Annotated in this window: 25 protein-coding genes; 3 read left to right on the top strand and 22 right to left on the bottom strand. The window is 37.0% G+C overall.

What is annotated here, in order from left to right:
* Nucleotides 1–32 precede the first annotated feature (32 nt).
* From recA to F5ESL0259_RS02855, 14 genes are all read right to left on the bottom strand, one after another.
* Entirely contained in the window at nt 33–1,142 is a 1,110-nt protein-coding gene (gene recA, locus F5ESL0259_RS02920) for a recombinase RecA (RefSeq protein WP_122037409.1), read from the bottom strand.
* Between the two features lie 151 nt (nt 1,143–1,293).
* Nucleotides 1,294–1,953: an ABC transporter permease gene (locus F5ESL0259_RS02915; protein WP_046324596.1), complete on the bottom strand. Its 660-nt coding sequence runs from the start codon at nt 1,951–1,953 to the stop codon at nt 1,294–1,296.
* Nucleotides 1,953–2,888 carry an osmoprotectant ABC transporter substrate-binding protein gene (locus tag F5ESL0259_RS02910; RefSeq protein WP_122037408.1) on the bottom strand — a complete coding sequence of 312 codons (936 nt, stop codon included), beginning with the start codon at nt 2,886–2,888 and terminating at the stop codon, nt 1,953–1,955. Before F5ESL0259_RS02910 ends, F5ESL0259_RS02915 begins: the two co-directional genes overlap by 1 nt.
* Before the next feature lie 13 nt (nt 2,889–2,901).
* A complete protein-coding gene (locus F5ESL0259_RS02905; protein ID WP_122037407.1) occupies nt 2,902–3,525 on the bottom strand; it encodes an ABC transporter permease in 624 nt (207 codons plus the stop codon).
* A gap of 1 nt (nt 3,526) precedes the next feature.
* The gene (locus tag F5ESL0259_RS02900) at nt 3,527–4,705 is read right to left on the bottom strand and encodes a betaine/proline/choline family ABC transporter ATP-binding protein (RefSeq protein WP_122037406.1); all 1,179 of its coding nucleotides are present in this window, start codon (nt 4,703–4,705) and stop codon (nt 3,527–3,529) included.
* A 157-nt stretch (nt 4,706–4,862) separates the two neighbouring features.
* Nucleotides 4,863–5,423 (bottom strand): CDP-diacylglycerol--glycerol-3-phosphate 3-phosphatidyltransferase, encoded by a 561-nt coding sequence (gene pgsA / locus F5ESL0259_RS02895; protein ID WP_046324592.1) that lies wholly within the window; start codon nt 5,421–5,423, stop codon nt 4,863–4,865.
* Between the two features lie 27 nt (nt 5,424–5,450).
* Nucleotides 5,451–6,560 (bottom strand): RodZ family helix-turn-helix domain-containing protein, encoded by a 1,110-nt coding sequence (locus F5ESL0259_RS02890; RefSeq protein ID WP_122037405.1) that lies wholly within the window; start codon nt 6,558–6,560, stop codon nt 5,451–5,453.
* Between the two features lie 65 nt (nt 6,561–6,625).
* Nucleotides 6,626–7,354: an elongation factor P 5-aminopentanone reductase gene (gene ymfI / locus F5ESL0259_RS02885; RefSeq protein ID WP_046324590.1), complete on the bottom strand. Its 729-nt coding sequence runs from the start codon at nt 7,352–7,354 to the stop codon at nt 6,626–6,628.
* Between the two features lie 171 nt (nt 7,355–7,525).
* Complete coding sequence (locus F5ESL0259_RS02880; protein ID WP_122037404.1) at nt 7,526–9,976, bottom strand: DNA translocase FtsK; 2,451 nt, start codon at nt 9,974–9,976, stop codon at nt 7,526–7,528.
* Between the two features lie 19 nt (nt 9,977–9,995).
* Nucleotides 9,996–10,388 (bottom strand): DUF1149 family protein, encoded by a 393-nt coding sequence (locus F5ESL0259_RS02875; RefSeq protein WP_122037403.1) that lies wholly within the window; start codon nt 10,386–10,388, stop codon nt 9,996–9,998.
* A 1-nt stretch (nt 10,389) separates the two neighbouring features.
* Nucleotides 10,390–10,947 carry a tRNA (cytidine(34)-2'-O)-methyltransferase gene (locus F5ESL0259_RS02870; protein WP_122037402.1) on the bottom strand — a complete coding sequence of 186 codons (558 nt, stop codon included), beginning with the start codon at nt 10,945–10,947 and terminating at the stop codon, nt 10,390–10,392.
* A 56-nt stretch (nt 10,948–11,003) separates the two neighbouring features.
* Nucleotides 11,004–12,200 carry an AI-2E family transporter gene (locus F5ESL0259_RS02865; RefSeq protein WP_122037401.1) on the bottom strand — a complete coding sequence of 399 codons (1,197 nt, stop codon included), beginning with the start codon at nt 12,198–12,200 and terminating at the stop codon, nt 11,004–11,006.
* 13 nt (nt 12,201–12,213) lie between these two features.
* Nucleotides 12,214–12,594: a PTS glucitol/sorbitol transporter subunit IIA gene (locus tag F5ESL0259_RS02860; protein ID WP_122037400.1), complete on the bottom strand. Its 381-nt coding sequence runs from the start codon at nt 12,592–12,594 to the stop codon at nt 12,214–12,216.
* A gap of 80 nt (nt 12,595–12,674) precedes the next feature.
* Nucleotides 12,675–15,431 carry a cation-transporting P-type ATPase gene (locus F5ESL0259_RS02855; protein ID WP_122037399.1) on the bottom strand — a complete coding sequence of 919 codons (2,757 nt, stop codon included), beginning with the start codon at nt 15,429–15,431 and terminating at the stop codon, nt 12,675–12,677.
* A 164-nt stretch (nt 15,432–15,595) separates the two neighbouring features.
* Between F5ESL0259_RS02855 and F5ESL0259_RS02850 the strand changes: the two genes are divergently transcribed.
* Nucleotides 15,596–16,630: a lactonase family protein gene (locus F5ESL0259_RS02850; protein ID WP_122037398.1), complete on the top strand. Its 1,035-nt coding sequence runs from the start codon at nt 15,596–15,598 to the stop codon at nt 16,628–16,630.
* A 65-nt stretch (nt 16,631–16,695) separates the two neighbouring features.
* Here F5ESL0259_RS02850 and F5ESL0259_RS02845 read toward each other — a convergent pair whose 3' ends face one another.
* Genes F5ESL0259_RS02845 through F5ESL0259_RS02835 form a run of 3 tightly spaced genes read right to left on the bottom strand, consistent with a single transcriptional unit; the run spans nt 16,696 to nt 19,002 of the window.
* Complete coding sequence (locus tag F5ESL0259_RS02845; RefSeq protein WP_122037397.1) at nt 16,696–17,580, bottom strand: RluA family pseudouridine synthase; 885 nt, start codon at nt 17,578–17,580, stop codon at nt 16,696–16,698.
* Nucleotides 17,567–18,373 (bottom strand): NAD kinase, encoded by an 807-nt coding sequence (locus F5ESL0259_RS02840; RefSeq protein WP_122037396.1) that lies wholly within the window; start codon nt 18,371–18,373, stop codon nt 17,567–17,569. The genes F5ESL0259_RS02845 and F5ESL0259_RS02840 overlap by 14 nt, the downstream gene beginning before the upstream one ends.
* Nucleotides 18,373–19,002 carry a GTP pyrophosphokinase family protein gene (locus F5ESL0259_RS02835; protein ID WP_122037395.1) on the bottom strand — a complete coding sequence of 210 codons (630 nt, stop codon included), beginning with the start codon at nt 19,000–19,002 and terminating at the stop codon, nt 18,373–18,375. Before F5ESL0259_RS02835 ends, F5ESL0259_RS02840 begins: the two co-directional genes overlap by 1 nt.
* Before the next feature lie 337 nt (nt 19,003–19,339).
* Here F5ESL0259_RS02835 and F5ESL0259_RS02830 point away from each other — a divergent pair, with 337 nt between their 5' ends.
* Both F5ESL0259_RS02830 and F5ESL0259_RS02825 read left to right on the top strand, forming a co-directional pair.
* Nucleotides 19,340–19,963, top strand: coding sequence for a CYTH domain-containing protein (locus tag F5ESL0259_RS02830; RefSeq protein WP_122025830.1), 624 nt, complete (start codon nt 19,340–19,342; stop codon nt 19,961–19,963).
* A 71-nt stretch (nt 19,964–20,034) separates the two neighbouring features.
* Nucleotides 20,035–20,655 carry a DsbA family protein gene (locus tag F5ESL0259_RS02825; protein WP_122037394.1) on the top strand — a complete coding sequence of 207 codons (621 nt, stop codon included), beginning with the start codon at nt 20,035–20,037 and terminating at the stop codon, nt 20,653–20,655.
* On the opposite strand, the gene F5ESL0259_RS02820 is transcribed toward F5ESL0259_RS02825, so the two are convergent.
* The 5 genes from F5ESL0259_RS02820 to F5ESL0259_RS02800 form a co-directional block, all read right to left on the bottom strand.
* On the bottom strand, nt 20,641–21,483 hold the full coding sequence (locus F5ESL0259_RS02820) for a competence protein CoiA (RefSeq protein ID WP_122037393.1): 843 nt from the start codon (nt 21,481–21,483) through the stop codon (nt 20,641–20,643). The two genes, F5ESL0259_RS02825 and F5ESL0259_RS02820, sit on opposite strands and share 15 nt — an antisense overlap.
* Nucleotides 21,484–21,557: 74 nt before the next feature.
* Entirely contained in the window at nt 21,558–22,280 is a 723-nt protein-coding gene (locus F5ESL0259_RS02815) for an adaptor protein MecA (protein ID WP_122037392.1), read from the bottom strand.
* Between the two features lie 106 nt (nt 22,281–22,386).
* Nucleotides 22,387–22,785: a transcriptional regulator SpxA gene (spxA, locus tag F5ESL0259_RS02810; RefSeq protein WP_046324575.1), complete on the bottom strand. Its 399-nt coding sequence runs from the start codon at nt 22,783–22,785 to the stop codon at nt 22,387–22,389.
* A gap of 195 nt (nt 22,786–22,980) precedes the next feature.
* On the bottom strand, nt 22,981–24,714 hold the full coding sequence (gene ptsP, locus F5ESL0259_RS02805; RefSeq protein WP_122037391.1) for a phosphoenolpyruvate--protein phosphotransferase: 1,734 nt from the start codon (nt 24,712–24,714) through the stop codon (nt 22,981–22,983).
* A complete protein-coding gene (locus tag F5ESL0259_RS02800) occupies nt 24,714–24,980 on the bottom strand; it encodes a phosphocarrier protein HPr (protein ID WP_122037390.1) in 267 nt (88 codons plus the stop codon). The genes ptsP and F5ESL0259_RS02800 overlap by 1 nt, the downstream gene beginning before the upstream one ends.
* Nucleotides 24,981–25,067: the final 87 nt, after the last annotated feature.

Here is a 25,067-nt window from a genome sequence, read left to right as displayed (position 1 = left end):
ATTTTCACAGGTCAAGGTTTATTTCCTCGTAATTAGCTTTTGCTGTCTGCTTCTTTTTTAGCAGAAGCTTCCTTTTCTGTATCAGCAGCTTTTTGGGCTTTTTTGGCTTTGACTTTTTCAGGATCTTCTCTTTCAGCAACTGATTCTTCATCAATACCGAAAGCTTGACGAACCTGCTTTTGAACATCGTCATAGACATCAGGGTGATCTTCAAGGTACTTCTTGGCATTTTCTCGGCCCTGCCCAATTCGTTCATCGTGATATGAATACCACGAACCGGCCTTGGCTATAATGTCCTTGTCGGCCGCCATATCCAACAGCTCACCACTCTGTGAAATACCCTTGCCATACATCATGTCAACTTCAGCAACTTTAAAAGGCGGCGCAACTTTGTTTTTAACTACCTTGATTTTTACACGGTTACCAGTAATTTCTCCACCGGTTTGCTTGATCTTTTCCGCTCTTCTGATTTCCAAGCGAATAGTGGCATAAAATTTCAGTGCCCGACCACCAGGAGTAGTTTCAGGATTACCAAACATAATTCCAACTTTTTCACGAATTTGATTGATAAAAATTGCAATAGTTTTGGTCTTATTAATGTTACCCGAAAGCTTACGCAGAGCTTGACTCATTAAACGAGCTTGCAGACCAACATGACTGTCACCCATTTCTCCGTCAATTTCAGCTTGAGGCACAAGTGCCGCAACAGAGTCAACAACTAAAATATCAATTGCACCACTTGTAATCAACGTATCAGCAATTTGTAAACCTTCTTCACCAGTATTTGGCTGAGACAAAATAAGTGAATCAACGTCTACACCTAATGCCTCCGCATAAGCCGGATCCATAGCATTTTCGGCATCGATATAAGCAGCTGTACCACCTCTTTTTTGCACTTCAGCTACTGCATGTAATGCAACGGTTGTTTTACCAGAAGATTCTGGTCCGTAAATTTCTACAATTCTACCCCGGGGATAGCCGCCAACTCCCAGAGCTGCATCAAGAGCAAGCGAACCTGAGGGAACGGTCGAGATTTTGGTGTCAGCTTTATCACCCATACGCATAACAGCGCCTTTACCAAAATTCTTTTCAATTTTCTTAAGCGCATTTTCCAGTGCAGCTTGTTTTTCATCCTTGGCCAAGACTCTTGTCCTCCTCTATCAAAATTTCTTTAATTTAGTACGTAATAATTATACTTTGCTTTAGTGTATATTTGCAAGAAAAAAGGCGAACAAATGTTTATTATTTTTATTCACATTATTAAATACGAAAAAAATGCAAAAAACTTTTAATTTATTTTTTAAGGCCTTTGGGTTCCAAAACTTTTTGCAAGAAATTCAAAATCACATCTGCCAAGATTGCCATCAATGCTGTAGGAAGGGCACCAGCTAGTATAATCGCACTGCCATTAGTAGCATTGGTGCCGCGAATAATTATGTCTCCTAAGCCACCTGCTCCAACGAACGAACCAATTGAAGTGATACCAATTGCTATTACCAAAGCGTTTTTCAAGCCAGCTATAATAACAGACATTGAGAGCGGTAATCTCACCATATAAAGTAGTTGCAGCTTTGTCATTCCCATTCCTTTTCCTGAATCAATGACATTCTTATTAACGTTCCTCATACCAGTATATGTATTCTTAATAATTGGCAAAAGTGAATAAAGCGTAACGGTGACAATAACGGTCATAACGCCTAGGCCCAAACCAATCATTACAATAGACAAAAGGGCAAGCGAAGGAATTGTTTGGATAAAGTTCGCAATTTCTACAACAAAATCTCCTAAATGTCCATTGCGCGAAATAAAAATTCCAACTGGTATGCCAATAATAGCTGCAAATAAAACGCCATAGATTGAAATCAAAAAAGTCCGGTTAAATTGTGCTAATACATAACTACCATTATGGACATAATAATAAATAAATTGCTGCCATAAAGATAAATGAGACATTATTTCTCCCCCCTAAAGTAATTATGTTTTTCTAAAAATTGCCGTGCAACCGTAGCAGGTTCAAGTAGCTTGTCATCTACTTGGAAGTTCATTTTACGGATATCATGAACACTCACATTACCCACTAATCTTGCCAAAATTGCTTTTAATTCAGGATGCTCTCTTAATAAATAGTTATTGATTAGCATGCCACAATTATACGGCGGAAAGAAATGTTTATCATCCTTCAATAGGTGCAAATTGTAGCTATCAATTCGGCCATCAGTAGAATAGCCTAGAATAACATCCATCTTACCGCTTTTCAGTGCTGAATATACTAAGCCGATATTCATAGGGTGTGCTTTAGAAAAGGTTAATCCGTAAGCTGTTTGAAAAGCAGGATAACCGACTCCTGGAGCATTTACCCATTCGGATGCTACACCGAAAGAAAATTTATCTTTAACTTTCTTTAAATCAGAAATCTGATACAGATGGTACTTCTTTTGGTCTTTTGCTCTCACCATAAAAGCATAATTATTAGCGAAGCCATATGTATGCAAATAAGTTTGATCCCATCTCTTTTTTACTTCACGTCTGACTGTATCATTTGCCTTTTTGGAATCCTTAATAGCTGGCAATAAAAGATTTGCAGTTAATTCACCACCATCATAAGCAGCAGCTTGAATATCGGCGTCATGACGAATTAGAGCCTGATGCTGCATAGGAGCAGAACCCAAATTATTAACAATTGAAGTTTTGTATGAAGTTTCATGTTCAATCAATTGGGCAACAATATTAGCCATAATTTGCGATTCAGTAGTTGTTAGTGCCGTAATTCTAATATTTTCCTGACTGCCTTGACTATCAGAAAGTCCAGGCAAGCCACAAGCACTAGTAGTTAACATAATAATCAAGGCTGTTATCATCAGGAATATCTTTTTAAAATACTTTTTCATGATGAATACCTCCTTATATTCCTTTTGGTGTTAATTTACGTTCAAGCTTACCCAAGAGATAATCAGTTAGAAGTGCCAATATGATGACTGGAATGGTACCACCAAAAATTAGATCAGTCTGATATAAACTAAGGCCATTAAAGATGAAGTCGCCAAGGCCCCCAGCACCTATATAAGAAGCTAGAGTCGCCCACGCAATAACATAAATAGCAGAAAGTCTTATTCCCGCCATGATCACAGGCATCGCTAACGGAATATCAACTTTCAAGATTAATTGTATATTCGTCATACCTAAGCCGCGAGCTGAATCAATAGTGTCCGGGTTTACCCCCATCAAACCCACATATGTGTTACGCAAAATGGGCATTAAACTATAGAGAAAAAGTGCAATAATTGCGGGCAGCTTACCAACACCAAAAAATGGAATCATGATCGCAAGCAGAGCCAAAGCTGGTATGGTCTGCAACATACTGGCAATAGCAATCACGACTTTTGCCACGCGCGGAAATTTCATTAATATGATACTTAATGGAACTGCTACAACAATTCCCAAGCCCAGTGAAATAGCTGAAATATATATTTGTTGCCAAGTTTTTACCAATAATTCTGAGCCATGTTGTGCAAAAAAGGCTGACATTTTAGTTCGCCTCTTTTCCCGTATTATTTTGCGTGTGGCCCTTATCGCCCCATATTTTTTGATAAACGACATTAACCAAACTTGCACGAGTAACTATACCGACTAATTTATTATCCGAATCAATTACCGGAATATAACTCTTGTTACGGCTCATAATACGACTAAAGTTATCACGTAAATATTCATCCGGACCAACTGTGCTTACTTTAGTAATCAAGATATCACTAACGCTGCTTGCCTTAGAATAATTTCGTTGCAAATCATCAATCGAAATATAACCTTTAAGGCGGTCACTATTATCAACCACTAGAAGCGTATCGACACGGTTTTCCTTCATCATGGTTAAGGCATCAGATAATGAAGCACCCAAGTCAATCTTAATCGGATTTGTTAGCATCACGTTTTTAACTTTTACAGTTTCATATTTTGCTTCTGACAAGCGCTCTTCACCGATCAAACTTTTAACGTAGTCATTAGCAGGATGATGTAAAATCTCCTCAGGCGTTCCTACTTGAATCAACTGCCCATCATGCAAAACAACTACTTTAGTAGCTAACTTTAACGCTTCATCCATATCATGAGTGACAAAAACAATTGTTTTGCCTAATCGCACTTGTAAGTTTTGTACCAAATTTTGTAAACTTTCGCGAGTTATCGGATCTAATGCTCCAAAAGGCTCATCCATTAATATGAGATTTTGGTTTGCTGCCAGTGCGCGTACAACTCCAATTCTTTGTTGTTGACCACCAGATAGCTCAGTCGGATACCTGTCTAAATATGATTCCGGCAATTCAGCCATTTGAATTAACTTTTGCGCTTCACCAGCTAATTTTTCCTTAGGCCATTTTAATAGCTTGGGTACCAAAATAATGTTTTCTCTAATAGTCATATGAGGCATCAAACCATTATTTTGAATAACATACCCAATATGACGTCTCAAGTTGACGGGATTAAAACTTTTAACGTTTTTACCATTAACCAACACTTCGCCTTTAGTTACGCTGTTCATGCGATTAATCATTCGCATCAAAGTAGTCTTTCCTGAACCGGAGGTGCCAATTAGGCAGCAAAAATCACCTTTATCTATTTCAAAACTGATATGGTTAACAGCCGGATTCTTCATTTTAGGATATATCTTGGATACATCTTTGAACTCAACCATTGGTATTTTTTCTTCCATAAATTTTCCTCCTTTTCAATATTTCCTTAATTTAATCCTAACAAGTAAACGGAGCATAATCAACAATTGACCATTTTATGCTCTTTTTATATTAAAAAAGAAGCACAAAAAAGCACTGCAAGGCAGTGCTTTTTAATAAAACTAAATTTTTCTTTAATTACATTGAACCTTCAAAGACATCCCATGAACTGTGGAAATAGTCCCAGCCAGAATAGATAGTAAAAATCAGTGCAATATAAAGTAAGATAGTGCCTATATGATAAAAGTCTCCAATTAGCAAAAAGATAATTGAAAGCATTTGACATGTCGTTTTGATTTTACCCGGCATAGCTGCAGCCATAACTTGTCCCTTATTCTCCGCCAAAATCAAACGCAATCCAGTTACTGCCAATTCACGACAAACAATTATTGCTACAACCCAGGCCGGAGCAAGTTTTAAAGAAATTAACATTATAAATGCAGTCATAGTAAGCATTTTGTCAGCCAAAGGATCCGCAAATTTTCCAAAATTTGTAACCAAGTTGCGTGACCTAGCAATATGACCATCAAACCAATCGGTTGCAGAAGCAACTGCAAACACAATCGCAGCTATTACCAATCTCCAATATACAGTAGTGCCAGCAACTTTAAAACTGGCATCACCACCAAAAATAACAATTAGCATGAAAACCGGAATCAATAATATTCTAAAAACCGTTAACTTATTAGGCAAATTCATTCTTAACTTTTCCTCCAAAAATAGTTACTATTTTTTATCATCATTTCCACTAGAGGAAGTACCTCCGGAATGGCCAGAATCATTACTGTGCTCAGTGTTATTTGATTGATTGTTATCGTGATTCGATTGACCATTGTTCTGGGAATTTTGATTATTTTGTTGACCATTATTTGTACTCGAACTTGCACCATTATTACCATTAGAATTATCAGTTTGGCTATGCTGTTGATTTTGCTGGTTCGAATTACTCTGTCCTGAATTATTATTCGTAGTTCCGGAATTATTTTGACTTTGATGTGGTTGATTGCTTTGAATATTTTGACTATTACGCCGTTTGCCAATATAAAAGGTTAAAGAAAGACTCGAATTTTGAGCTGTATATGGTACTTTTCTGCCACCAATTGTTACTGATGTTCCCAGAGCGTTGCTAAATGTAACGACGACAGATTGCGCAGTTTCTGGAATTCGTAAAGTATGCTTTTGACCAGCTGTTAAAGTCTGACCACTTTGAGTTACGCCATTCATTGCAATAGAAACTGTAGTTGCTTGATCACCGGCTCTAACAACTAAATTGCGGTTATTTTTAAGGCCTGTAATTTGAAACTGATTCGCAGCCAATTCCTTAATCTTAACGCTCTTCTTTTTAATTTTCTTAACTTTGCGGTGTCGTTTACCACTATCCGAAGAAACAGAAACATCATTTGCTTCGTTGTTATTTTCATTGCGACTAGAAGAAAAATGAGCAAATACAACGTAGCATACCAAAATTACTGCAACTATCCCCAAACCGACAATGATTCGTGGCAGGTAATCCTGCCAAATCTTTTTCTTACTACTGGTGGTTTTACGTACTTCCTCACTTTTATTGTCAATCGAGTCTTCGACAAATTCTTCAGGTTCGGCTTTAGGTATGTCTTCGTGGTATTCACTTAGCAACTTTTTGCCATCTAAACCAACTATCTGTGCATATTGTCTAATGAAGGCTCTAACGTAAAAATCTCCAGGAAGTTTATCAAAATCGTTTTGCTCGATTGCAGTCAGATATCTACCTTGAATTTTGGTTGTTTTTTCAATGTCTTCAATTGAAAGTCCCTTAGCCTCTCTGGCACTGCGTAATTTATCTCCGATATCTGCCATAGTTACCTCTTCAAATTCTAAATTTACTCTTTGAGTATAACATATACTACATATAATTATTACATTTAAATAAGCCAGCCGCCACTAACATAAATGGTCTGACCAGTTAGATACCCTGACTGAACGTCAAGTAAAGTTTTAACCCAATAAGAAATGTCCTTACCCTCTGCTAAACGACCAACAGGTATTTCACCCTTAACTTCTTCCATCGTTTCAGGGCCAAGCACGGAATTCATTGCTGTATTGACAGCACCGGGTGCAACAACATTAACCGTCAGATTAGCTGAAGCAACTTCGCGGGCATATGCTTGTGCAAACCCTTCAAGACCTGATTTGGAAGAACTGTATGCCGCTTCCATAGCACTACCTGAACCACCGTAAACTGATCCTAAATAAACAATACGACTATAATCATTTTTTATCAAATGAGGTTCAAATAGTCCTGTCAACTTAATTGGGGTAATCAAGTTTATGCGCATAATCTCATCAATTTTGGCCGTATCTTGACTACTAACAAAATTATAATCGGTAATTCCCTGGGCAAATACCACAGCGTTAACTGGCAGTAAATTATTAACAAATTCTTTTAAATCATTATTTTCAGCCAGAAAATCTAATTTGATGGGAATAAAATCCTGCTGAGGATATTTTTGACTCATTCCTTGAGCCAAAGAATAAGCTTTTCGCCAATTTTGACTGCAATGAATGTAAAGAGACCAACCAGCATTAGCCAACTCAACACAAATAGCTTGACCAATGCCACCTGTAGCACCAAATACAAGAGCTCGCTGCAATTAAAACATTCCTTTTATTCTATTTTTTCTTTAAATATTGAAAATGATCTTTAATAACTGAACTAATCTTCTTGAGAATAGTTCAGTTATGTATTCACATTCAATTTTATTTTACCATTATTTTTTCACAAATTTGAACTAATAAAACGACATGATAAACTTTCTTAAAAATTAGCTCTTATCTCCCTCTTTTTTAGGCGGTAATAAAACTTGGCGAGGCTTTGAACCTTCAGATGGGCCCACAATACCTTTTTCTTCCATTTCATCAACAATCCTAGCTGCACGATTATAACCAATACGAAATCTTCTTTGTAAGAGTGATACACTGGCCGTTTGTTGTTGCCTTACTAAATCCACTGCTTGCTCATAGAATTCATCTTTTGGCTCATCATCTTTATTTTCAGAATTCTCTTGGCCTTTTTGTGGAATCATACCTTTATCATATTCGGGTTTCTGCTGTTTTTTTACCCAGGAAATGATATTTTCAACCTCATGTGACGAAACATAGGCACCCTGAATACGTTCAGGCTTTGAAGCACCAACAGGCATATATAGCATATCGCCGCGACCGAGTAATTTTTCGGCCCCAGTTTGATCTAAAATAGTCCGTGAATCGATACCACTTGAAACAGCAAAAGAAATCCGTGAAGGAACATTTGCTTTAATTAGACCGGTTATGACATCAACACTCGGTCTTTGTGTGGCCAAAATCATGTGAATACCAGCCGCTCGAGCCATCTGGCCCAAACGGACAATTGCTCCTTCAACGTCACGTCCGCCAACCATCATTAAGTCACTAAGTTCATCAACTACCACTAAGATATATGGTAACGGCTTCATTGCCGGTTTTGATTTATCTTGGTTATTCAGCCGCACCTTTTCGTTAAATTCACTCATGTTACGGGCTCCACTTGCAGCGAACAGTTTATAGCGGCGTTCCATTTCTTTAACGGCTTTACTCAAAGCATTTGCTGCCAATTTTGCATCAGTAACTACCGGTATCAATAAATGAGGTACTCCATTATAAACAGAAAGCTCCACCATCTTTGGGTCTATCAAGATTAACTTGACCTGATCCGGCAATGCTTTCATTAAAATACTGGTTAAAATTGTATTAATGGCTACAGATTTACCCGAACCGGTTGATCCAGCAATCAAAAGATGAGGCATTTTAGTCAAATTAGCCGAAACAGTTTGGCCACTGACATCCTTACCCAAAGGAACCTGCATCGGATCCTCTTTGGCCCTGACACTCTGATTTTGCATTACATCCTTAAAAGCAACTACTGAAGTGTTCTTATTAGGCACCTCTATTCCGATATACGGTTTACCGGGTATTGGTGCTTCTATTCTGATATCTTTTGCAGCTAACGCGAGGGCTAAATCGTCAGCGAGATTAACAATACGACTGACTTTGACACCAACAGCTGGTTGAACCTCATAGCGCGTAATAGTCGGACCCAATATTGCCTTTTTAATAATAACGTTAACACCAAAACTCTTGAAGGTAGATTGTAATGTCTGAGTATTTTTGCGAATGAGAGCTTTATCAGTACTTTGGTCAATATTTTTTATGTTATCAAGTAAAGTTAACGGCGGTTTTTGGTAATCCGGACTAACTTTTTGATCTTGTTTTAATTCACCGTGGTTTACTGCTCCTAATTCTTCCTTAATCTTTTTATCTTCTTCAACAAAAGAATGTGATTTAGGTAATGATGAAACAGAAGAATTATTTTGTTGTACTTTAGCGCTATTATTTTGACTCGCAACTTGAATTTGCGGCTCAACAGGAGCATGTTCCGGAATATCACCGTATTCTGCTTTATCAGATGGAAAAGCAGTTACTTCGTTTTGATCTATGTTACTTACAGAAGAGTTATCATCCACAGTAAAATCATCCACGTCCGGAAAAACTGGAGCTTTTGTACCTACTGAATTGCTATCTTCCTGTTCATGCAACTCGTTTTTTTTCTGCTCACGCTTCTCTTTGAAAGAGCCGTATTTATCTTTTATTTTGCTACCAGCTGCTTTGTTTTTATTAATAAAAAGCTGACTAACAGACTGAAATTTTTTGATAATTGTCGAGAATTTAACATCAAAAAACATCAAAATTCCACTCGGTATCAATAAAATTGCAATTACACGCAGTCCTATATGACCAAGTAAAGGGTAAAAAATCTGATAGCATAAGGCGCCTATGACTCCACCGCCGATATTTTTGGTAACAGCCATGCGACCGAATTCAGCTGAAATTTCATGCCAAAAGACATTCATAAAAGCATTATTAACGAATTCACGTTCAAAATAAATACTACTTTGAATCAATAAAATTCCCAAAATAGCAAAAAATAGTCCACAACTGCGTTTGAAGCTAAAGTGCATCGGCTTATTATAAATCAGCATAACCAAGCCGAACACAATGCAAATACCAGCTGCGAGCAAATAGGAATCGCCAAAGACCAGGCGAAAAGTATTTGCTACTTGCTTACCCAGGATCCCAAACTTGGCAAATGCTAAAGCTGAAATAACAATTTGTAAAAGTCCGACAATTGCCCATTTAATTCCAGTATTCTGATTTTTCTTTCGAGCCTTTGTGGTTTTTCTCCCTTTCTTTTTTGGCATGATATTACCTAGTCACTAGCTAAAAATTAGCTTGGAAGTTCAAGTTGACTGGCTTATCCAGCGTAATTTGAGTAACTTGATAAGTTAATGTTTCAATATACTCAACTAAAGGTCTACTAAGCAATTTGTAATCAGCCTTACTAAGATCACTGCCATCACCAAAATAATTTTTGATCTGAACGATTTGGCTAATCATCCCACTTACTGAGAATTCCCCTGGAGCAGGTGCCACATCAAAAATGATGGTGATATCAAAATAATTACCATCTACCCCTGCATCTGTTGTGCCATCATCATTTTGTTTTTCAACTTTTTTAAGACCAAAATTAACTTGATCTTTAGTTTCAGGTTCTTCATTAACATCATAGTGAAAATTTTTTACTATCACCGGTGTTTCTTTTGCAAAATCCATTTTAATTTCCTCCCAAATTTCTTTCATAGCGTTCAGGACGATTGTAGTTATCTTTTAACTTGTCATTTTCGTAATGATGAGAAGTTTCCAGCATAGGAAAACCTTGTTGACGTAATGCTTCAAGCAAAACTATTGCCACTGAATTAGCTAAATTGTAACAACGAATATTATTTGACATAGGTATGCGCAAATTACGTTCGTAATATTCTCGCATAAAAGTTTCAGGTAAGCCAGTAGTTTCCTTACCAAATACGAAGTAGTAATTTTTGGAAGAATCCGTGTAATCTACCTCAGCATAATTTTTGGAAGAAAACTTAGAAATAAGATAAAGCTCATCCTGTGATCCCAACTGCTTCAAAAAGGCATTAAGATCATCATGAAGCCGCACATCAACTTTATCCCAATAATCAAGCCCGGCTCGTCTCATTTTTTTATTATCAATTTGAAAACCTAAGGGCTCAATTAAGTCAAGAACTGTATTAGTACCAGCACAAGTGCGAGCAATATTTCCCGTATTGGCCGGCATTAATGGTTCATATAACACTACATGATTTGTCAATCTTTTTCTCCTTCAACATCAAACTTCTAAATAAACTAGCCTTATTCTTATTTTTTTCAATCAGCTTTTTCTTCATTTGGCGCAGCAATTTGAGTAGTTTCTTCGCCTTCATCTTCTCTAAAAACTTGAGAAACATTACGGTAATAATTATAAACACGTAAAATAATGATTTTTAAGATTGCATAAATAGGAATACCAAAAATGACACCCCAAAGTCCCCAAACTGCACTAGAACCAATTAACAATAAGATTGTAGTTACCGGATGCATTTCCATCTTATTACCCATTACGAGAGGACTGATAATTCTTGATTCAATTGTTTGCTCGATTGCAAACACAATCAGAACTTTAATGACCATTGGAACTGAAAGCATGATCGCAATTACAATTGCAGGAATAAAGGAAATAAACGTACCAAAATATGGGATCAGGTTAAGTAAACCACTTAAAACAGCAAGTGCAATGCCATACGGTAAGCCTACTATACTATAACCAATGGCGAACATAATTCCTACCCAAAAGGCAACTGTGATTTGACCCCTGATATAAGAAGCTAAAGCGGTGTTAATATCATAGAGCAGTTCACCAAAGCTCTTTTGCCAGCGCTTAGGTGCAAATTGGGTTAAATAGGGCCGCAAATTATGGGCATCTTTTAACATAAAGAAGAGAATAAACGGTGCCGTAAGTAAAGTCATAACAATAATAGTTACTACACTGATTGCTGAGGAAATATTGCTCAAAGCGGCATTTATGGCTTCATGACCTGATTTAAAAAGCGTATCCTGCGCGCGATTAATAGCATCATTAATATTGCCTTTTACACTATGAAACTGCGGTTTGCTCAGTGCTTCTTGTACAGCATTACTTGCATCCTTCCAAATATGCGGCCAATGTGCAATTAATGAATTAATTTGACTTTGAACAATTGGCAATAGCGTATTAACAATCCACACCAGCAAAATTGCCACAAGAAGAAACAGTCCCAAGATCGTAACCAGTCTCGGCACTTTAAATTTCCGCTCTAAAATATCAACCAGCGGGTTCATGATATAAAATTGAATTAAAGCAAGCATTAGTGGTGGCAAGATTGCACTCACGAATACTTTAGCAGGATTTAAGACAAATGAAATTTTGTTGAACAACCAGATTACAAGGAAGAACAACAAAATGTTTAGTAATGCAATACTAAACCGATTATTCAAAAACCATTTTTGAAAGATGGTTCTTTTTTTATGTTTTTTCTCAACTTCCATCAAATCATCCTAATCAAATATGTTCATAAATTATATCATCGCCAACGTTAAATTCAGGCAGAGTTTGCTTGTCACCTAATGTAAGATACACAGCATTTGCCAAGGGATTTTTAGACTTTTTCTGATTAAAGAAAAGTGTGGCGTGTCCCAATGCCTTCATGTCACTGACAACCATGGCGCCAACATAATCAGCTACATATGTTTGACCATCAATTGTAATTGTATCGCCTTTTTTCAAAATAAAACCAGTCAGTGGCGACTCAGAGTCAAACTTTTGCATAATTGAAACGTCCACCAGTTCAGCTGTAACATTTTCACCAAATAAAATCACCATATTGCTCTTAGGCTCTATAGCTTGTTTACCAATTTTTTTAATAGTTGCTGTCCACTTCATAATTTGTTCTCCTTAAGCTTTAATTTTAGCATAACAAAAACCGCTTAACTAATATATAAGCGGTTTTATTTGTTACTTCTTTATTTCTGATGGTAAAGGAGCCATTTTTTAATTTCATCAATTATAACTAATGGGATCGGCAGGCAGAACAGGAATAACCAGTCAACTGGCAATAATCTCGTCGTATTGAATAATTGTTGCAATCCTGGAGTTACAGTTAAAGCTAAAAATAGCAGTATTTCAAAGATAATGCCATACCAGATATTGCGGTTACTAAAGATACCTTTCTTGAATAAAGAAACTTTGTTTGTTCTACAATTCAAGACATTTGCAATCTGAGTAAAAATAATTGCTCCCAAGACCATTGTGGTTGCACGCATGTATACCGAGCCGTTAGCAGCTAAAGGCACCTGCGGCCAACCATTTTGGAAGTTAACGAAGAAGTATGCGCCAATCGAAATGGCACTGGAAATGAGACCGTACCATAAAAATGCTTTAATAATTACACTTTTATTAAGCAAGTGCTCATTGCGTTCACGTGGTGCCTGTTTCATAACATCTGGATCAACCGCTTCTCCACCAAGTCCTAATGCTGGCAACATATCTGTTCCCAAATCGACTGTCAGAATCTGCATTACAGTCATTGGTAAGGGAATCATACCTCCTGAAAACAGGAATAAAATTGAAGGAAAGGCTTCCGGCACATTTGAAGTTAGGATATAAGTCAAGAACTTACGAATATTGCTATATACTGCCCGTCCTTCTTCAATTGCGGCTACAATTGAAGCAAAATTGTCATCAGTCAATATAATATTAGCAGCGTCCTTTGCCACGTCTGTGCCAGTGAGACCCATTGCGATACCGATATCAGCTTGCTTCAGTGCAGGGGCATCATTAACTCCATCACCAGTAGAGGCGACAATTTCACCGTTTTCCTGCAAGGTCTTAACAACCTTGTATTTTTGTTCAGGAGCAACCCGGGCAAAAATCACTTCTCCTTTTAGCGCTTCTCGCAAATCTGCATCACTCATATCCTCGAGCTCATCACCAGATATGACCCGCGCCTTGTCTGAAGTCAAACCGATTTGGACAGCCACTGACTTAGCCGTTAGCTTAGAGTCACCGGTAACCATAATAATCTTAATCTTGGCTTGGTGACACCTTTTAACAGCATTATAAATTTCTGGACGAGGAGGATCGCTCATCGTAGTCAAACCGACGAATACCAAGTGCTGTTCAGCCGTTTCGATCGTTAACTTAGCTACGTCAGTATTCTCTTTTTCGACAATGCGGTAAGCCATCGCCATACTGCGGAAACCCTTAGCAGCATAATTAGCATTGTGCTTTTCCGCACGCTTTTTATCATCTTCAGTCAGAGAGCGAACCTTACCGTCAACTTGAATCTGATCACACTGCTTAATTACGTCACTGAAAGACCCCTTAGTAAAAATAATATACTGACTGTCATTCCAGCGATGAATAGTTGACATGCGTTTACGATTAGAGTCAAAAGGCAATTCACGTAAACGAGGGTATTTAACCAGAACTTTCTGACGATCAAAGCCTGCCTTTTCAGCCATAATAATTAAACAAGCTTCAGTTGGAGTTCCCAAAATTTTGGGTTTACCCCCTTTGACTTTGCTGGGTTGAACCGCAGTATCATTATCTAAAGAAGCTATCTGTACCAGCTTATGCAAGTCGGGGTTTTCTTCATACCATAACTGCTTCTTATTCAGCTCAATCTGACCATTATTAACATAGCCGTTACCCGTAACTGTATATTCATTTTGCGGCGTCCAAATGTAATGAATAGTCATTTGATTCTGGGTTAAAGTACCAGTTTTATCTGAACAAATAACTGTGGTTTCGCCTAAAGTTTCTACGGAATTCAATTCTTTAACTAAGGCATGCTTTTTAGCCATGCGCTTAACTCCTTGAGCTAAGCTTAAAGTAACAGTTGGAAGCAATCCTTCAGGAATAAAGGCAACAATCATACCTAACGCAAAGATAAAGGCCTTGGCAAAAGGATATTTGACGAAAAAGATTGCCGCAATTAAGAATAAAACCCCAATTGAAACTGCAATTATTGATAATTGCTTCGTCAGGCGATTTAGTTCCTGGGTTAGTGGACTATCAACTTTATTTTGCTTTTGGGTTAGCTGCGCAATTTTACCAAATTCAGTATTCATCCCTGTGGCAAAAGCAATAGCACGAGCAGTACCAGAGCCAACTGTTGTCCCAGAATAAACCAAGTTTGCTTCCGCATAACTGCCTTCGCCTGGGGCGTATTCTGTAGTTTTTGATTCTGGCACAGATTCACCATTTAACGCACTTTGATCAACCTGCATAGAACTGGCAGTAATCAGCCTGGCATCAGCCGGAATGGCATTGCCGGCCTGAAGAATAAAAACATCTCCCGGAACCAGTTCTTTGGCATCAATCTGCGTTTTTTTACCATCACGGATTGCTTGAACATAGGTGGGCAACATATTATTCAAAGCATCTGTCGCTCTTTTGGCAGCTCTTTCCTGCCAAAAGCTGAACAGTCCGTTAATGATATTGACCATCCAAATGGCAATTCCTAATTCAAGCGTCCCACTAAACATGGCTACGGCACCTGAAATCCACAATAAAATTGCCATCATACTAATAAAATTCTTGAAGAAAGTTTTCCACTCGGATTCTTCCTCGGACTTTTTAATTTCGTTACGACCATATTTTGCCAATCTTGCGGTTGCTTCTGCAGAAGTTAAACCTGCCGAAGATGAGTGAAGATTAGTATAAACTTCAGAAATATCATTCTTAGCGTAAAGCTCTCGAATTTTATTTTCTTCCATTTCCAACATACCTCTTGTTTACATTTATTGTTTTTATACTAATAAAGCCGACACCATACTTTACCACTTTTTAAAATGATAAAGTCACTCAATATTTTACAATTGCGTGTCATGCTATACTAATTATTGAGACAATTATAAATGAAATTGGAGGCTTTTCAAGCATGAAATTATTAATTGGCGGGTACACCAAAAAAAAGTCAACGGGAATTTATGAGCTGCCGCTTACTCCGGCTGCTAATGGCGTGGAAATGCAAATGGGACCGGCAAAAGAAGTAATCCAAGTAGGTGGACCTACTTATTTTGTTCAAGATGGTAACCTCATTTTTACCATTAATAATGCTGGAGCAAAAGGTGGAATCAGTTCTTTTGCATTAATTAATGGCAAATATTCAGAAAAGGACTCTTATTTAACCCCAGGATCTTCGCCAGCCTATATTGGAATTAACCGCGAAAAAAAATTATTATATACGGCAAATTACCATACAGCTGTCCTCAGTGTATTTTCGTATGATGATGAGGGTAAACTGGCCTTTCTCGATTCCGTAACTCACACGGCAGATACTCTTGGTCCCTGTCCAGAACAAGCTGATGGCCCTCATCCCCACTTTTTCGATCAAACACCACAAGGCAATTTAGTGAGTTGTGATCTAGGTAACGACTGTGTTGATTTCTACAGTTTCAAGAATAATAAGCTGAATCACCTGGCTAAATATCAAAACGAACCGGGTTTTGGCACACGTCATATTGTATTTAGTCCTGATGGTAATTATTTTTATGTGATCGGTGAGCTTTCAAGTAAAGTTAACTTAGTTAAGTTCGATGAAACCCACTGGAATTTTAAAAATATTGCTACCTATTCAACTATTCCTAATGATTTTTCTGATCACAATGGCGCAGCTGCCATCAAAATTAGCCATGATGGTAAATTTATTTACACTTCCAACCGTGGTCATGATACAATCACTGTTTTTGCAGTTAATGATGACCATACCCTGCAACTACGTCAGAGAATTTCAACTTTTGGTGAATTTCCTCGTGATTTTAACTGGGACAAAAATGAAAAATATGTGGTGGCAACCAACCAAAATTCAGATAATGCCACTTTATATACACGAGATGCTGAAAATGGTTGTTTAACACCAGTTCAAAAAAATATTTTTGTTCCCGAAGGTACTCGCGTACTTTTTAGTGAATAAATTTTGTAAAACAAATAAAAGAGTTGTCTAACGCAAGACAACTCTTTTATTTCTCTAAAGATCTATTAAAGTCTCTGCCATAATTTTTGCATATCAAGTGCATCAGGTATTTCAATACTAGTATGCTGGCCTTTAGTAAATGGATCAGGAAAACCCAAATAAAAGCAATTGAGTGCCTGACGCTTAAACTCATCATTAATGCCATATAGAGGATCACCATACAAAGGATGACCCATATATTGCATATGAATGCGAATCTGGTGAGTTCGACCGGTATATAGGCGCAGTTCTACTAAACTGGCCCCACTTTTTTGAGCAATCACTTTATAAGCAGTTTTAGCATTCTTGCCAGTGGAATCAATGCTGCGCACAATTGAGGTTCCTTTGCGACCAATAGGCTGATCTATCACTCCTGTCAATTCTTCCGGCGCAAAATTGCCATGAACTATTGCATGATATTTTTTAATAAATTGAGCTTTATCAATCTGACTAAAACGAGCATGAGCGATAGCATTTTTCCCAACCAGAACCAGACCAGAAGTATCGCGATCGAGTCGCGTCACTATGTGCGGTTTAACGTCAACCTCTTCTTTACTGTTAAAATAACCTAAAACTTGGTTAACTAAAGCATTGTCATCATAACGAGATGGAATTGACAAAATGCCAGCTGGTTTATTTACTACCAAATAATTTGCAGTTTCCAGTGCGACCGCTAGCGGCTTCTTTGAGGGGACTAGCCAGGGATTGACCCTCTCTTTTCCCGGAATAAAAATCACTTCATCACCTTGATGTAACATGTAGTTGGTAAAGCGCCTTTTATGATTTACTAAAAGCATCCCACCGGAATTTTTAGCATTATTCACAGCTCTTTTTGAAAAACCGCTTTGCAGTAAAAAAGCTCCTAATTTCTTGGGAACTTTGTCTTGTACAATAACTTTAAATGGTGTCATCTTTATCTCCAATAAAGGCGCTCTGAACACGGGACCAAAAATGAGTATGCCCAAAACGATCAAAATGAATTTCCTTACTAGAAATACGATATTCAATTTGTTTAGCGTTGCGTACATTAATGCGACGGCCATCAACAGTCATAACGCAGTGGTCAGCATCAGGTATGACAGTAATCCACTGCTCTGGTGCCAACACTATTGGCGAAGATAATGATCTGAAAATTCGGTTATTAATTGAAGCTATTTCTGCCATTTGCAAGGCTTTAAGTCTTGGGTGAATCACAGCACCACCAAGTGACTTATTATAACCGGTTGAACCGGTAGGAGTTGATATACATAAGCCATCTCCCCGGAAATTTTCAAATAATTGATCATCAATATAGACTTTTGCTTCTAATGTATGCGATACCCGTTTGACTGCAGATTCATTTAAGGCCAAAAAATGTTTCTTTTCATTCGCTTCGGTTAAAAGTTCTACTTCCAAAAGCGGATAACTGGCAGATTCCGGCTCCCTTAAAAGTAAAGCATCTACCATTTTATCAACTTCTGGACCACGCCAATCAGTGTAAAAACCTAAATGCCCAGTGTGGATACCAATAAAGCGAATAGAACTGATCTGGTTTTCATAACGGTGAAAAGCATTGATTAAAGTACCGTCGCCTCCGACAGTAATGACAACATCGGGGTATTTAGCATCAAAAACAATGCCTGCTTTAGCTTCCAACAGTTTTCGCAAGTGCGCCACAACTTTTAGCGTTTCGGGATTGGTGTTATGGGCAATTGTAATTCTCATTATTTTTCCTTACCCTTATTTTTGGTAAAAACCTTTTGAGCTTCCTGCACTTCATCTTTTATTAAAGACATTTCTTCATCAAGTTTATATGCTGTTTCCGCAGTAGATTTTAGTCTTTTAGAAATATCTTCTGGATAAGAACCTTGATATTTATAATTAAGAGTGTGCTCAACAGTAGCCCAAAAGTTCATAGCTAAAGTTCTGATTTGAATTTCAGCCAGCAACTTTTTGGGACCATTTGGCAAATAAACGGTGTAAGAAATAACCATATGATAGGAGCGATAGCCTGAAGGTTTGGCATTTTTAACATAATCACGTTCTTCAATGACTTCCATATCATCACGTGTATGTATTAAGTCTACCACCTTATAAATATCATCGACAAATTGACATACTATCCTAATACCTGCAATGTCCTGCATATCGGTTTCGATCACGTCGAAACTGATTACACGCCTTTGCATCTTTTCTTTAATTGAGTCGACAGTTTTAACCCTGCCAACTACAAATTCTATTGGGGAATGTTCCCCTTTCGTTAAAAAACTTTGTCTTAAAGAACGAAATTTCACTTTCAATTCTCGGACGGCCTCTTCATAAGGCCATAAAAAATTATCCCAATCATTATTCATAGAAATAACCCTTTCTCAAACAGCATATCCATTTTAACATAAATTATATGATAGCAATTTCATATGGCTAATAGCTTTAATAAAAGAAGCCGTTTTTTTCGATACAGCATATATAATCCCTTGTTTGATAAAGTTTTTTCTTGCATATTAAAGCTTTTAAGATTATGATAATTTTATTAATTCAGTATAGCCTATATCTTGATAGTTTTGCTGTCTTTTCTATAATTACGCAGAAACAGCAATTTTGACAATATGTCAATAAAAAAACTATACTTTCTTAATTAGTAGCATGGAACAAAAAGTAAATTCTATCACTGAATTTGGATGGGGAATTATTATGTCGAAGAATAATGAAATTGAAGCAAAAATTATCCTGCCAAAGACAATCTATCACAAGCTTTGCCATGATTTTGCTCCAAAAAGCTGTTTTAAACAGGAAAATTATTATTTTGATACCAAAGATGGTTTGCTAAAACAAAATCAGATCAGTTGCCGCATTCGTCTTTTTGCTGATCATGCAGAACAAACACTTAAAGTTCCAAATAATGATCCCGTGCAGCACCAGTTTCATGAAGCAATCGAAATTAATGATGAGCTAAAACTAGCTGAAGCTAAAGCGCTGGTAAAAAAGGGGAGCAAAAATTTGCCAATCACTTTTAAATATACCATAGGAGACTACCTAAGCGAGCACTTTTCAGACCAATTAAAGCTCAACTTGCAAACTTTCAGTAAAACTAAGCGTATTTTAGCAAATGGTCCTGAAAATTGTGAATTAACATTTGATGATAGTACCTATCCTGACAACTATGAGGACTTTGAAATAGAGATTGAAAATCCTCATCCCCAATTAATTGCCCAAGTTCTGTTAGACTTAAAAAAGAAATATCATTTTACGCAAAATTCTGCTAATACTAATCAAGCAAAAATTGCACGCGCTTACAAGCATCGTGATAAAATATAGTCTAATGAGTAAATTTCTAAAAAGGATAGATAATTAGATTTACAAATAATCAGTATTGGAGGAGTCTGATCATGTTCGAAATTTTTCTCTTTGTCAATCCCGTTGGCATTTACTGCTATAACACAGAAGTTTTAATTCAAGATGCAATCGCTGAGCTTAATATCAACTCTTCTTTTAACTTCGTTCCTATCATTAATTCAAAAGTTATCAAAGAAGATATTATCAGAAGAAAAAAGAGCGGCCAAAGAATACTAGATATCCCGCAGTACACAATTGCTTCATTTCAAGCTTTACGAAATTACCATGCAATTAAGTTCGAATATGGCAACAAAAAGGCTCGAGCCTATCTAGTTGCTTTACAACAAGCTATCAGTGGTGATTTTAATAAATATTCTGAGCAATTACCGCGAAAAATTGCTCAAAATTTAAATTTAAATTTTGATCGTATTACAGATCGCAGGATTGCTCCTTATGTAGATAATTCCATTCGCCAAGATAAGGAACTTGCCCATCAGTTTAATGTTTGTAACATTCCTACAACTATTATTTTTAATGAAAGCGGCAATTACAGTGGAGTAATGCTTGAAGGGATTTTGGCTCATGATAAGTTGATTCGCCTTTTTAAAAATACTGGTTGTATTACCAGGGAAGACAAAGATTATTATCCTGCTAGGCACTTACGCCTGATCTAAAAACTTACTTGCATTATCTGGCGAATTAATTTTACGAAAATTGCTAAATACCCAAGACGGCAAATCATCAATGGTTTGCCGTCTTTTATATAAGTTGTTGGCAATCTTCATGCCATTGAGACTTTTTTGCATAAACTGCATTTTTAGATACTGTTTTTGCTTGGCCGAATCAATCTGGTATTTACGTAAAGCAGGTTTAAAGTGCCACAGCTTTTTTAGTCCCTTGGCATTTATAGTAAAATTCTGTTTCTGCCAATGAATTTTATTAGTCAGCGGCTCAAGCAAAACGTTATATTTCAAACTGATAACTAGCTTATCAGGATTAATTTCCAAATAATAATCATGCCAAGTTTTATTCCTTCGAAAAAAGATAAGTTGCGATTTTTTGATGTATTGTCCTAAAAAATGTCTCTTTCCCACTATCCAGATATCTTTCACCCCTATTTGCCGATATAAAAGATGACGATGACGAAATTCAGATTTGTTGAGCGGAGCACATTGAATTTCAAATGCTAAATTTGGGCTTGCTAAGATATCCGCGCGTAATTGACCATTAGCTAATTGAACTTCCATCTGTGCGTTAAAATGGGCTGCTCTTAAAGCTGTGGTCAATAAGCTTTTACTTTGTGCATGCTCTTTATTTTCTCCACTTAAATTAACTTCACTCGGGATATGCTTAAAATAAGGTGTTCTACTATTATTTATCAGCTGGACTTCGCGATAACACTGAGGACAAAAATATTGCCTTTTTATATTCTTTTCATTTTCACTTATCCGAGCTTCTGCTACAGCTAAAACTAAAACATTATTCAACAATGCCGCGTACATAATCATCACCTAATAATAAGTACGCAAAAGGGGCAGGATTTTACCTGCCCCCTTTTATTTTGCTATCTGGCATTTTAATTAATGTTACTAAAATAATCCTGCAGCTTCTCTAAAGCTTCATGCGCTATCAAGCATTTGCCATTAATGCGCACACGAGCCATTTCACTCGCTTTAACTTTAATACCATATTCATTTGTAATGGCCCATGCATCTGCCGGCCTTATTTCCAAGTAATCTTGATCAGTAAAGATTAACTCTAAGTAAAATTTACCGCGTTCAAAATAAAGACTGGAAGCCAAATCGTCTGCTTGAAGACTATCAGCCAGTTCAACTACCTGATTGAGGTCATTAAAACTATATGCCTGCTTTTTTTGCAGTTTCCAAAACTCTTTCTTCACCTTGGGGTGACCAGAAATTGCAGAACCAGTTGATTCGTCTTTATCGTTTTCATCTTCCTCAGGCTCTAAGTCGAGAAAAGACTTGCGAACATCATTCGTCTTTTTATTATTGTCAGTAAAACCATTATCAAATAACTGGGCCAGGTTATTCTGATCTTTGGCCGTAACTTTAGTGATGAGTAAATCAAGCCCACCATTATTAGGCATTACTTGAAAAGTAACAGGTGCATCTTGACTAAAAGAATGATCCGTATCAATTTCATCTAAAATTGAATAAAAGAAATGCTGGATTTTATTTTTATCACCCAGTAAATCCAAAACTTTAAGACCACGATTTGCTAATTCTTGTTTACCTATTCTCACGCGAATCGTATTTTTGTTTATATGATCTACTTGCATGAGTTCTCACCTCCATCAGATGCTTTGTTCTATTGTAGCGTACTTTACTCATAAAATAAAAGCGTTAGTTTAAAAAACCAACGCTTTTATTTTAAACTTACCTGATTTATAAGTCAGCTATCTTTTGCATTTCTTCAAGTTCGAGTCGGCGTACCTTTCTAGGTAAAAAGCGCCTAATCTCATCTTCATTATATCCAACCTGTAAACGACGGTCATCCATAATAATAGGACGTCTTAACAAACTTGGATTCTTTTCTACCAGATCAAGCAGTTGATCAATTGACATGTCATCCAGATTAACTTTAAGTTGCTGAAATGCTCTTGAACGAGTTGAAATAATTTCTTCGGTACCATTTTCAGTCATGCGCAAAATTTGCAACAATTCATCTTTTGTTAACGGTTCAGAAAAAATATTTCTTTCCTTAAAAGGAATGTCGTGCTTCTTTAACCAGGCCTTCGCTTTACGACAAGATGTACAGCTTGGAGAGATATATAAATTTACCATATATTTCACGCTCCCTTAATTAGTATCTATATAATTATATCATACTACTTCCTTTTTGTAAGTAGTTTTTTCAACTAATTTTATTATTATAGTATCTTTTAAACGTGAATATTCTGTGAACTTTTTATCAAGAAAAAATAAAGAAATAAAAAAGAATACATAATTTTTTGCTAATGTATCCTTTTATTATTATTATTAGTTATTTACTTTCTTCATTAAGTCACTAACCAATTTCTCATTTTCTTCAGCAGTTTCTGAAACATAACAAGCTTTATTGGCTAATTCCTTAATATCTGCAGTATTGAGCTTCTTCATTAAGCTTCTAATACGCAAAATTGAAGTAGCACTCATTGAGTACTCGTCTAAGCCCATTGAAAGCAAAATTGGAAACATGGTACTGTCTCCAGCAGCTTCGCCGCACATGCCACACCAAATGTTGTTTTCATGTGCTGCATCAATCGTGTGCTTAATTAAACGCAAAACAGATGGGTTTGCCGGTTGATAAAGGTAAGAAACATTATCATTGCCCCTATCAGCAGCCATTGTATATTGAATTAAGTCATTAGTACCAATTGAGAAGAAATCAACTTCTTTAGCAAATTGATCAGCTAAAACTGCAGCAGCTGGAACTTCAATCATCATTCCGACTTCTAAGTTTGTACCAATCTTAACGCCCTTTTTAACTAATTGCTCTTTTTCTTCACCCAAAATTGCTTTAGCCTTGCGCAACTCATTAAGAGTACCAATCATTGGGAACATAATGCCCAACTTGCCATAAGCTGATGCACGCAATAAAGCACGAAGCTGTGTCCGGAAAATCTGTTCATTTTGCAGTGAAAGTCTAATGGCACGCACACCTAAGAATGGGTTCATTTCTTCTGGTAAATCCCAATAATCAAGGTGCTTGTCACCACCAATATCCATGGTTCTGATAATTACCTGCTTACCATGCATACCTTCAATGACTTCCTTATAGGCTTCAAATTGTTCATCCTCAGTTGGGAAGTCCTTTGAATCCATATATAAGAATTCGGTTCTGTAAAGACCAACAGCTTCAGCACCATTATCGTTTACACCCTTCATGTCATTTGGCGTACCAATATTAGCAGCAATTGTAAACTTTTTACCGTCTGCAGTAACTGAAGGCTCGTTCTTTAATTTTTCCCACTCAGCTTTTTGTTGCAAAAAGTCAGAACTCTTCTGTTGATATTCAGCAACTTGACTGTCAGTAGGCTTAACAACTACATCACCGCTTAGACCGTCAACAGCAATCGTGTCGCCGTTTTCAACATCCTTGGTAATTGAATCAGTACCTACAACTGCTGGCAATTCAAGTGAACGTGCCATAATAGCAGAATGCGCAGTTCTTCCACCAATATCAGTAACAAAACCCTTAACAAATTTTTTGTTAAGTTGGGCAGTATCACTAGGAGTTAAGTCATGAGCAACCACAATCACTTCGTGATCAATTGAAGCTGGGTTTGGTAATTCCTTGCCCAACAAGTGAGCCATAATTCTCTTAGAAACATCACGCACATCAGCTGCACGCTGCTGCATATAAGTGTTATCAGTCATTCCTTCAAAAATACTGATAAACTTTTGGGCAGTTTCGTCAAGTGCAGCTTCACTGTTAACTTTTTGCTCCTTGATTTCGTTTTCAATGGCACCAGTAAATTCAGGATCGTTCAAGATCATAAGGTGAGCTTCAAAGACTTGAGCTTCGTCTTCACCTAAACTCTTCTTTGCACTATCACGAATTTTTTCAACTTCAGCAGTTGATACTGAAATTGCCTTCTTATAGCGTGCTAATTCACTTTCAACGTCGCTAACTGTGGATTTTGAAAATGAAAGATCAGGTTCAACCAAGAGATAAGCTGGTGCTACAGCAATACCATCACTAGCAGCAATTCCTTTTAATGTCTTGGTCATTATTCAGCTAAGCCCTCTTTTTTCATAGTCTCTGAAATAGCGTTAATTGCATCTTTTTCGTCGTCACCATTAGCACTGATAGTAACATCAGCATTTTTGCCAACACCAAGTGACATAACGCCCATAATTGACTTTAAATTAACTGACTTGCCATTGTATTCCAAATTGATATCTGAACCAAATTTAGAAGCAGCTTGTACTAGCAATGTAGCTGGACGAGCATGAATACCTGTTTCTGCAACAACATGAAAATCGCGTCTTTCCATTATATATATCTCCTTTGAATTCAAAAAATCAAACCGGTAATAAATACCTATTCGCCTACTTAGACTATCATTTTTTTGTGAATTAGA

Source organism: Lactobacillus sp. ESL0259, assembly GCF_003693045.1.
In the GTDB taxonomy this organism is placed as follows: Bacteria; Bacillota; Bacilli; order Lactobacillales; family Lactobacillaceae; genus Lactobacillus; species Lactobacillus melliventris.
The sequence above is the reverse complement of the archived record's forward strand: the minus strand, read 5'-3'. Positions and strand labels throughout refer to the sequence as shown.

Excerpts from the sequence above, each read along its gene's own strand:
- F5ESL0259_RS02915 (WP_046324596.1), bottom strand. The coding sequence starts at position 1,953 with ATGTCTCATTTATCTTTATGGCAGCAATTTATTTATTATTATGTCCAT.
- F5ESL0259_RS02910 (WP_122037408.1), bottom strand. The coding sequence starts at position 2,888 with ATGAAAAAGTATTTTAAAAAGATATTCCTGATGATAACAGCCTTGATT.
- F5ESL0259_RS02905 (WP_122037407.1), bottom strand. The coding sequence starts at position 3,525 with ATGTCAGCCTTTTTTGCACAACATGGCTCAGAATTATTGGTAAAAACT.
- F5ESL0259_RS02900 (WP_122037406.1), bottom strand. The coding sequence starts at position 4,705 with ATGGAAGAAAAAATACCAATGGTTGAGTTCAAAGATGTATCCAAGATA.
- pgsA (WP_046324592.1), bottom strand. The coding sequence starts at position 5,423 with ATGAATTTGCCTAATAAGTTAACGGTTTTTAGAATATTATTGATTCCG.
- F5ESL0259_RS02890 (WP_122037405.1), bottom strand. The coding sequence starts at position 6,560 with ATGGCAGATATCGGAGATAAATTACGCAGTGCCAGAGAGGCTAAGGGA.
- F5ESL0259_RS02880 (WP_122037404.1), bottom strand. The coding sequence starts at position 9,976 with ATGCCAAAAAAGAAAGGGAGAAAAACCACAAAGGCTCGAAAGAAAAAT.
- F5ESL0259_RS02875 (WP_122037403.1), bottom strand. The coding sequence starts at position 10,388 with ATGGATTTTGCAAAAGAAACACCGGTGATAGTAAAAAATTTTCACTAT.
- F5ESL0259_RS02865 (WP_122037401.1), bottom strand. The coding sequence starts at position 12,200 with ATGGAAGTTGAGAAAAAACATAAAAAAAGAACCATCTTTCAAAAATGG.
- F5ESL0259_RS02860 (WP_122037400.1), bottom strand. The coding sequence starts at position 12,594 with ATGAAGTGGACAGCAACTATTAAAAAAATTGGTAAACAAGCTATAGAG.
- F5ESL0259_RS02855 (WP_122037399.1), bottom strand. The coding sequence starts at position 15,431 with ATGGAAGAAAATAAAATTCGAGAGCTTTACGCTAAGAATGATATTTCT.
- F5ESL0259_RS02850 (WP_122037398.1), top strand. The coding sequence starts at position 15,596 with ATGAAATTATTAATTGGCGGGTACACCAAAAAAAAGTCAACGGGAATT.
- F5ESL0259_RS02845 (WP_122037397.1), bottom strand. The coding sequence starts at position 17,580 with ATGACACCATTTAAAGTTATTGTACAAGACAAAGTTCCCAAGAAATTA.
- F5ESL0259_RS02840 (WP_122037396.1), bottom strand. The coding sequence starts at position 18,373 with ATGAGAATTACAATTGCCCATAACACCAATCCCGAAACGCTAAAAGTT.
- F5ESL0259_RS02835 (WP_122037395.1), bottom strand. The coding sequence starts at position 19,002 with ATGAATAATGATTGGGATAATTTTTTATGGCCTTATGAAGAGGCCGTC.
- F5ESL0259_RS02830 (WP_122025830.1), top strand. The coding sequence starts at position 19,340 with ATGTCGAAGAATAATGAAATTGAAGCAAAAATTATCCTGCCAAAGACA.
- F5ESL0259_RS02825 (WP_122037394.1), top strand. The coding sequence starts at position 20,035 with ATGTTCGAAATTTTTCTCTTTGTCAATCCCGTTGGCATTTACTGCTAT.
- F5ESL0259_RS02820 (WP_122037393.1), bottom strand. The coding sequence starts at position 21,483 with ATGTACGCGGCATTGTTGAATAATGTTTTAGTTTTAGCTGTAGCAGAA.
- F5ESL0259_RS02815 (WP_122037392.1), bottom strand. The coding sequence starts at position 22,280 with ATGCAAGTAGATCATATAAACAAAAATACGATTCGCGTGAGAATAGGT.
- spxA (WP_046324575.1), bottom strand. The coding sequence starts at position 22,785 with ATGGTAAATTTATATATCTCTCCAAGCTGTACATCTTGTCGTAAAGCG.
- ptsP (WP_122037391.1), bottom strand. The coding sequence starts at position 24,714 with ATGACCAAGACATTAAAAGGAATTGCTGCTAGTGATGGTATTGCTGTA.
- F5ESL0259_RS02800 (WP_122037390.1), bottom strand. The coding sequence starts at position 24,980 with ATGGAAAGACGCGATTTTCATGTTGTTGCAGAAACAGGTATTCATGCT.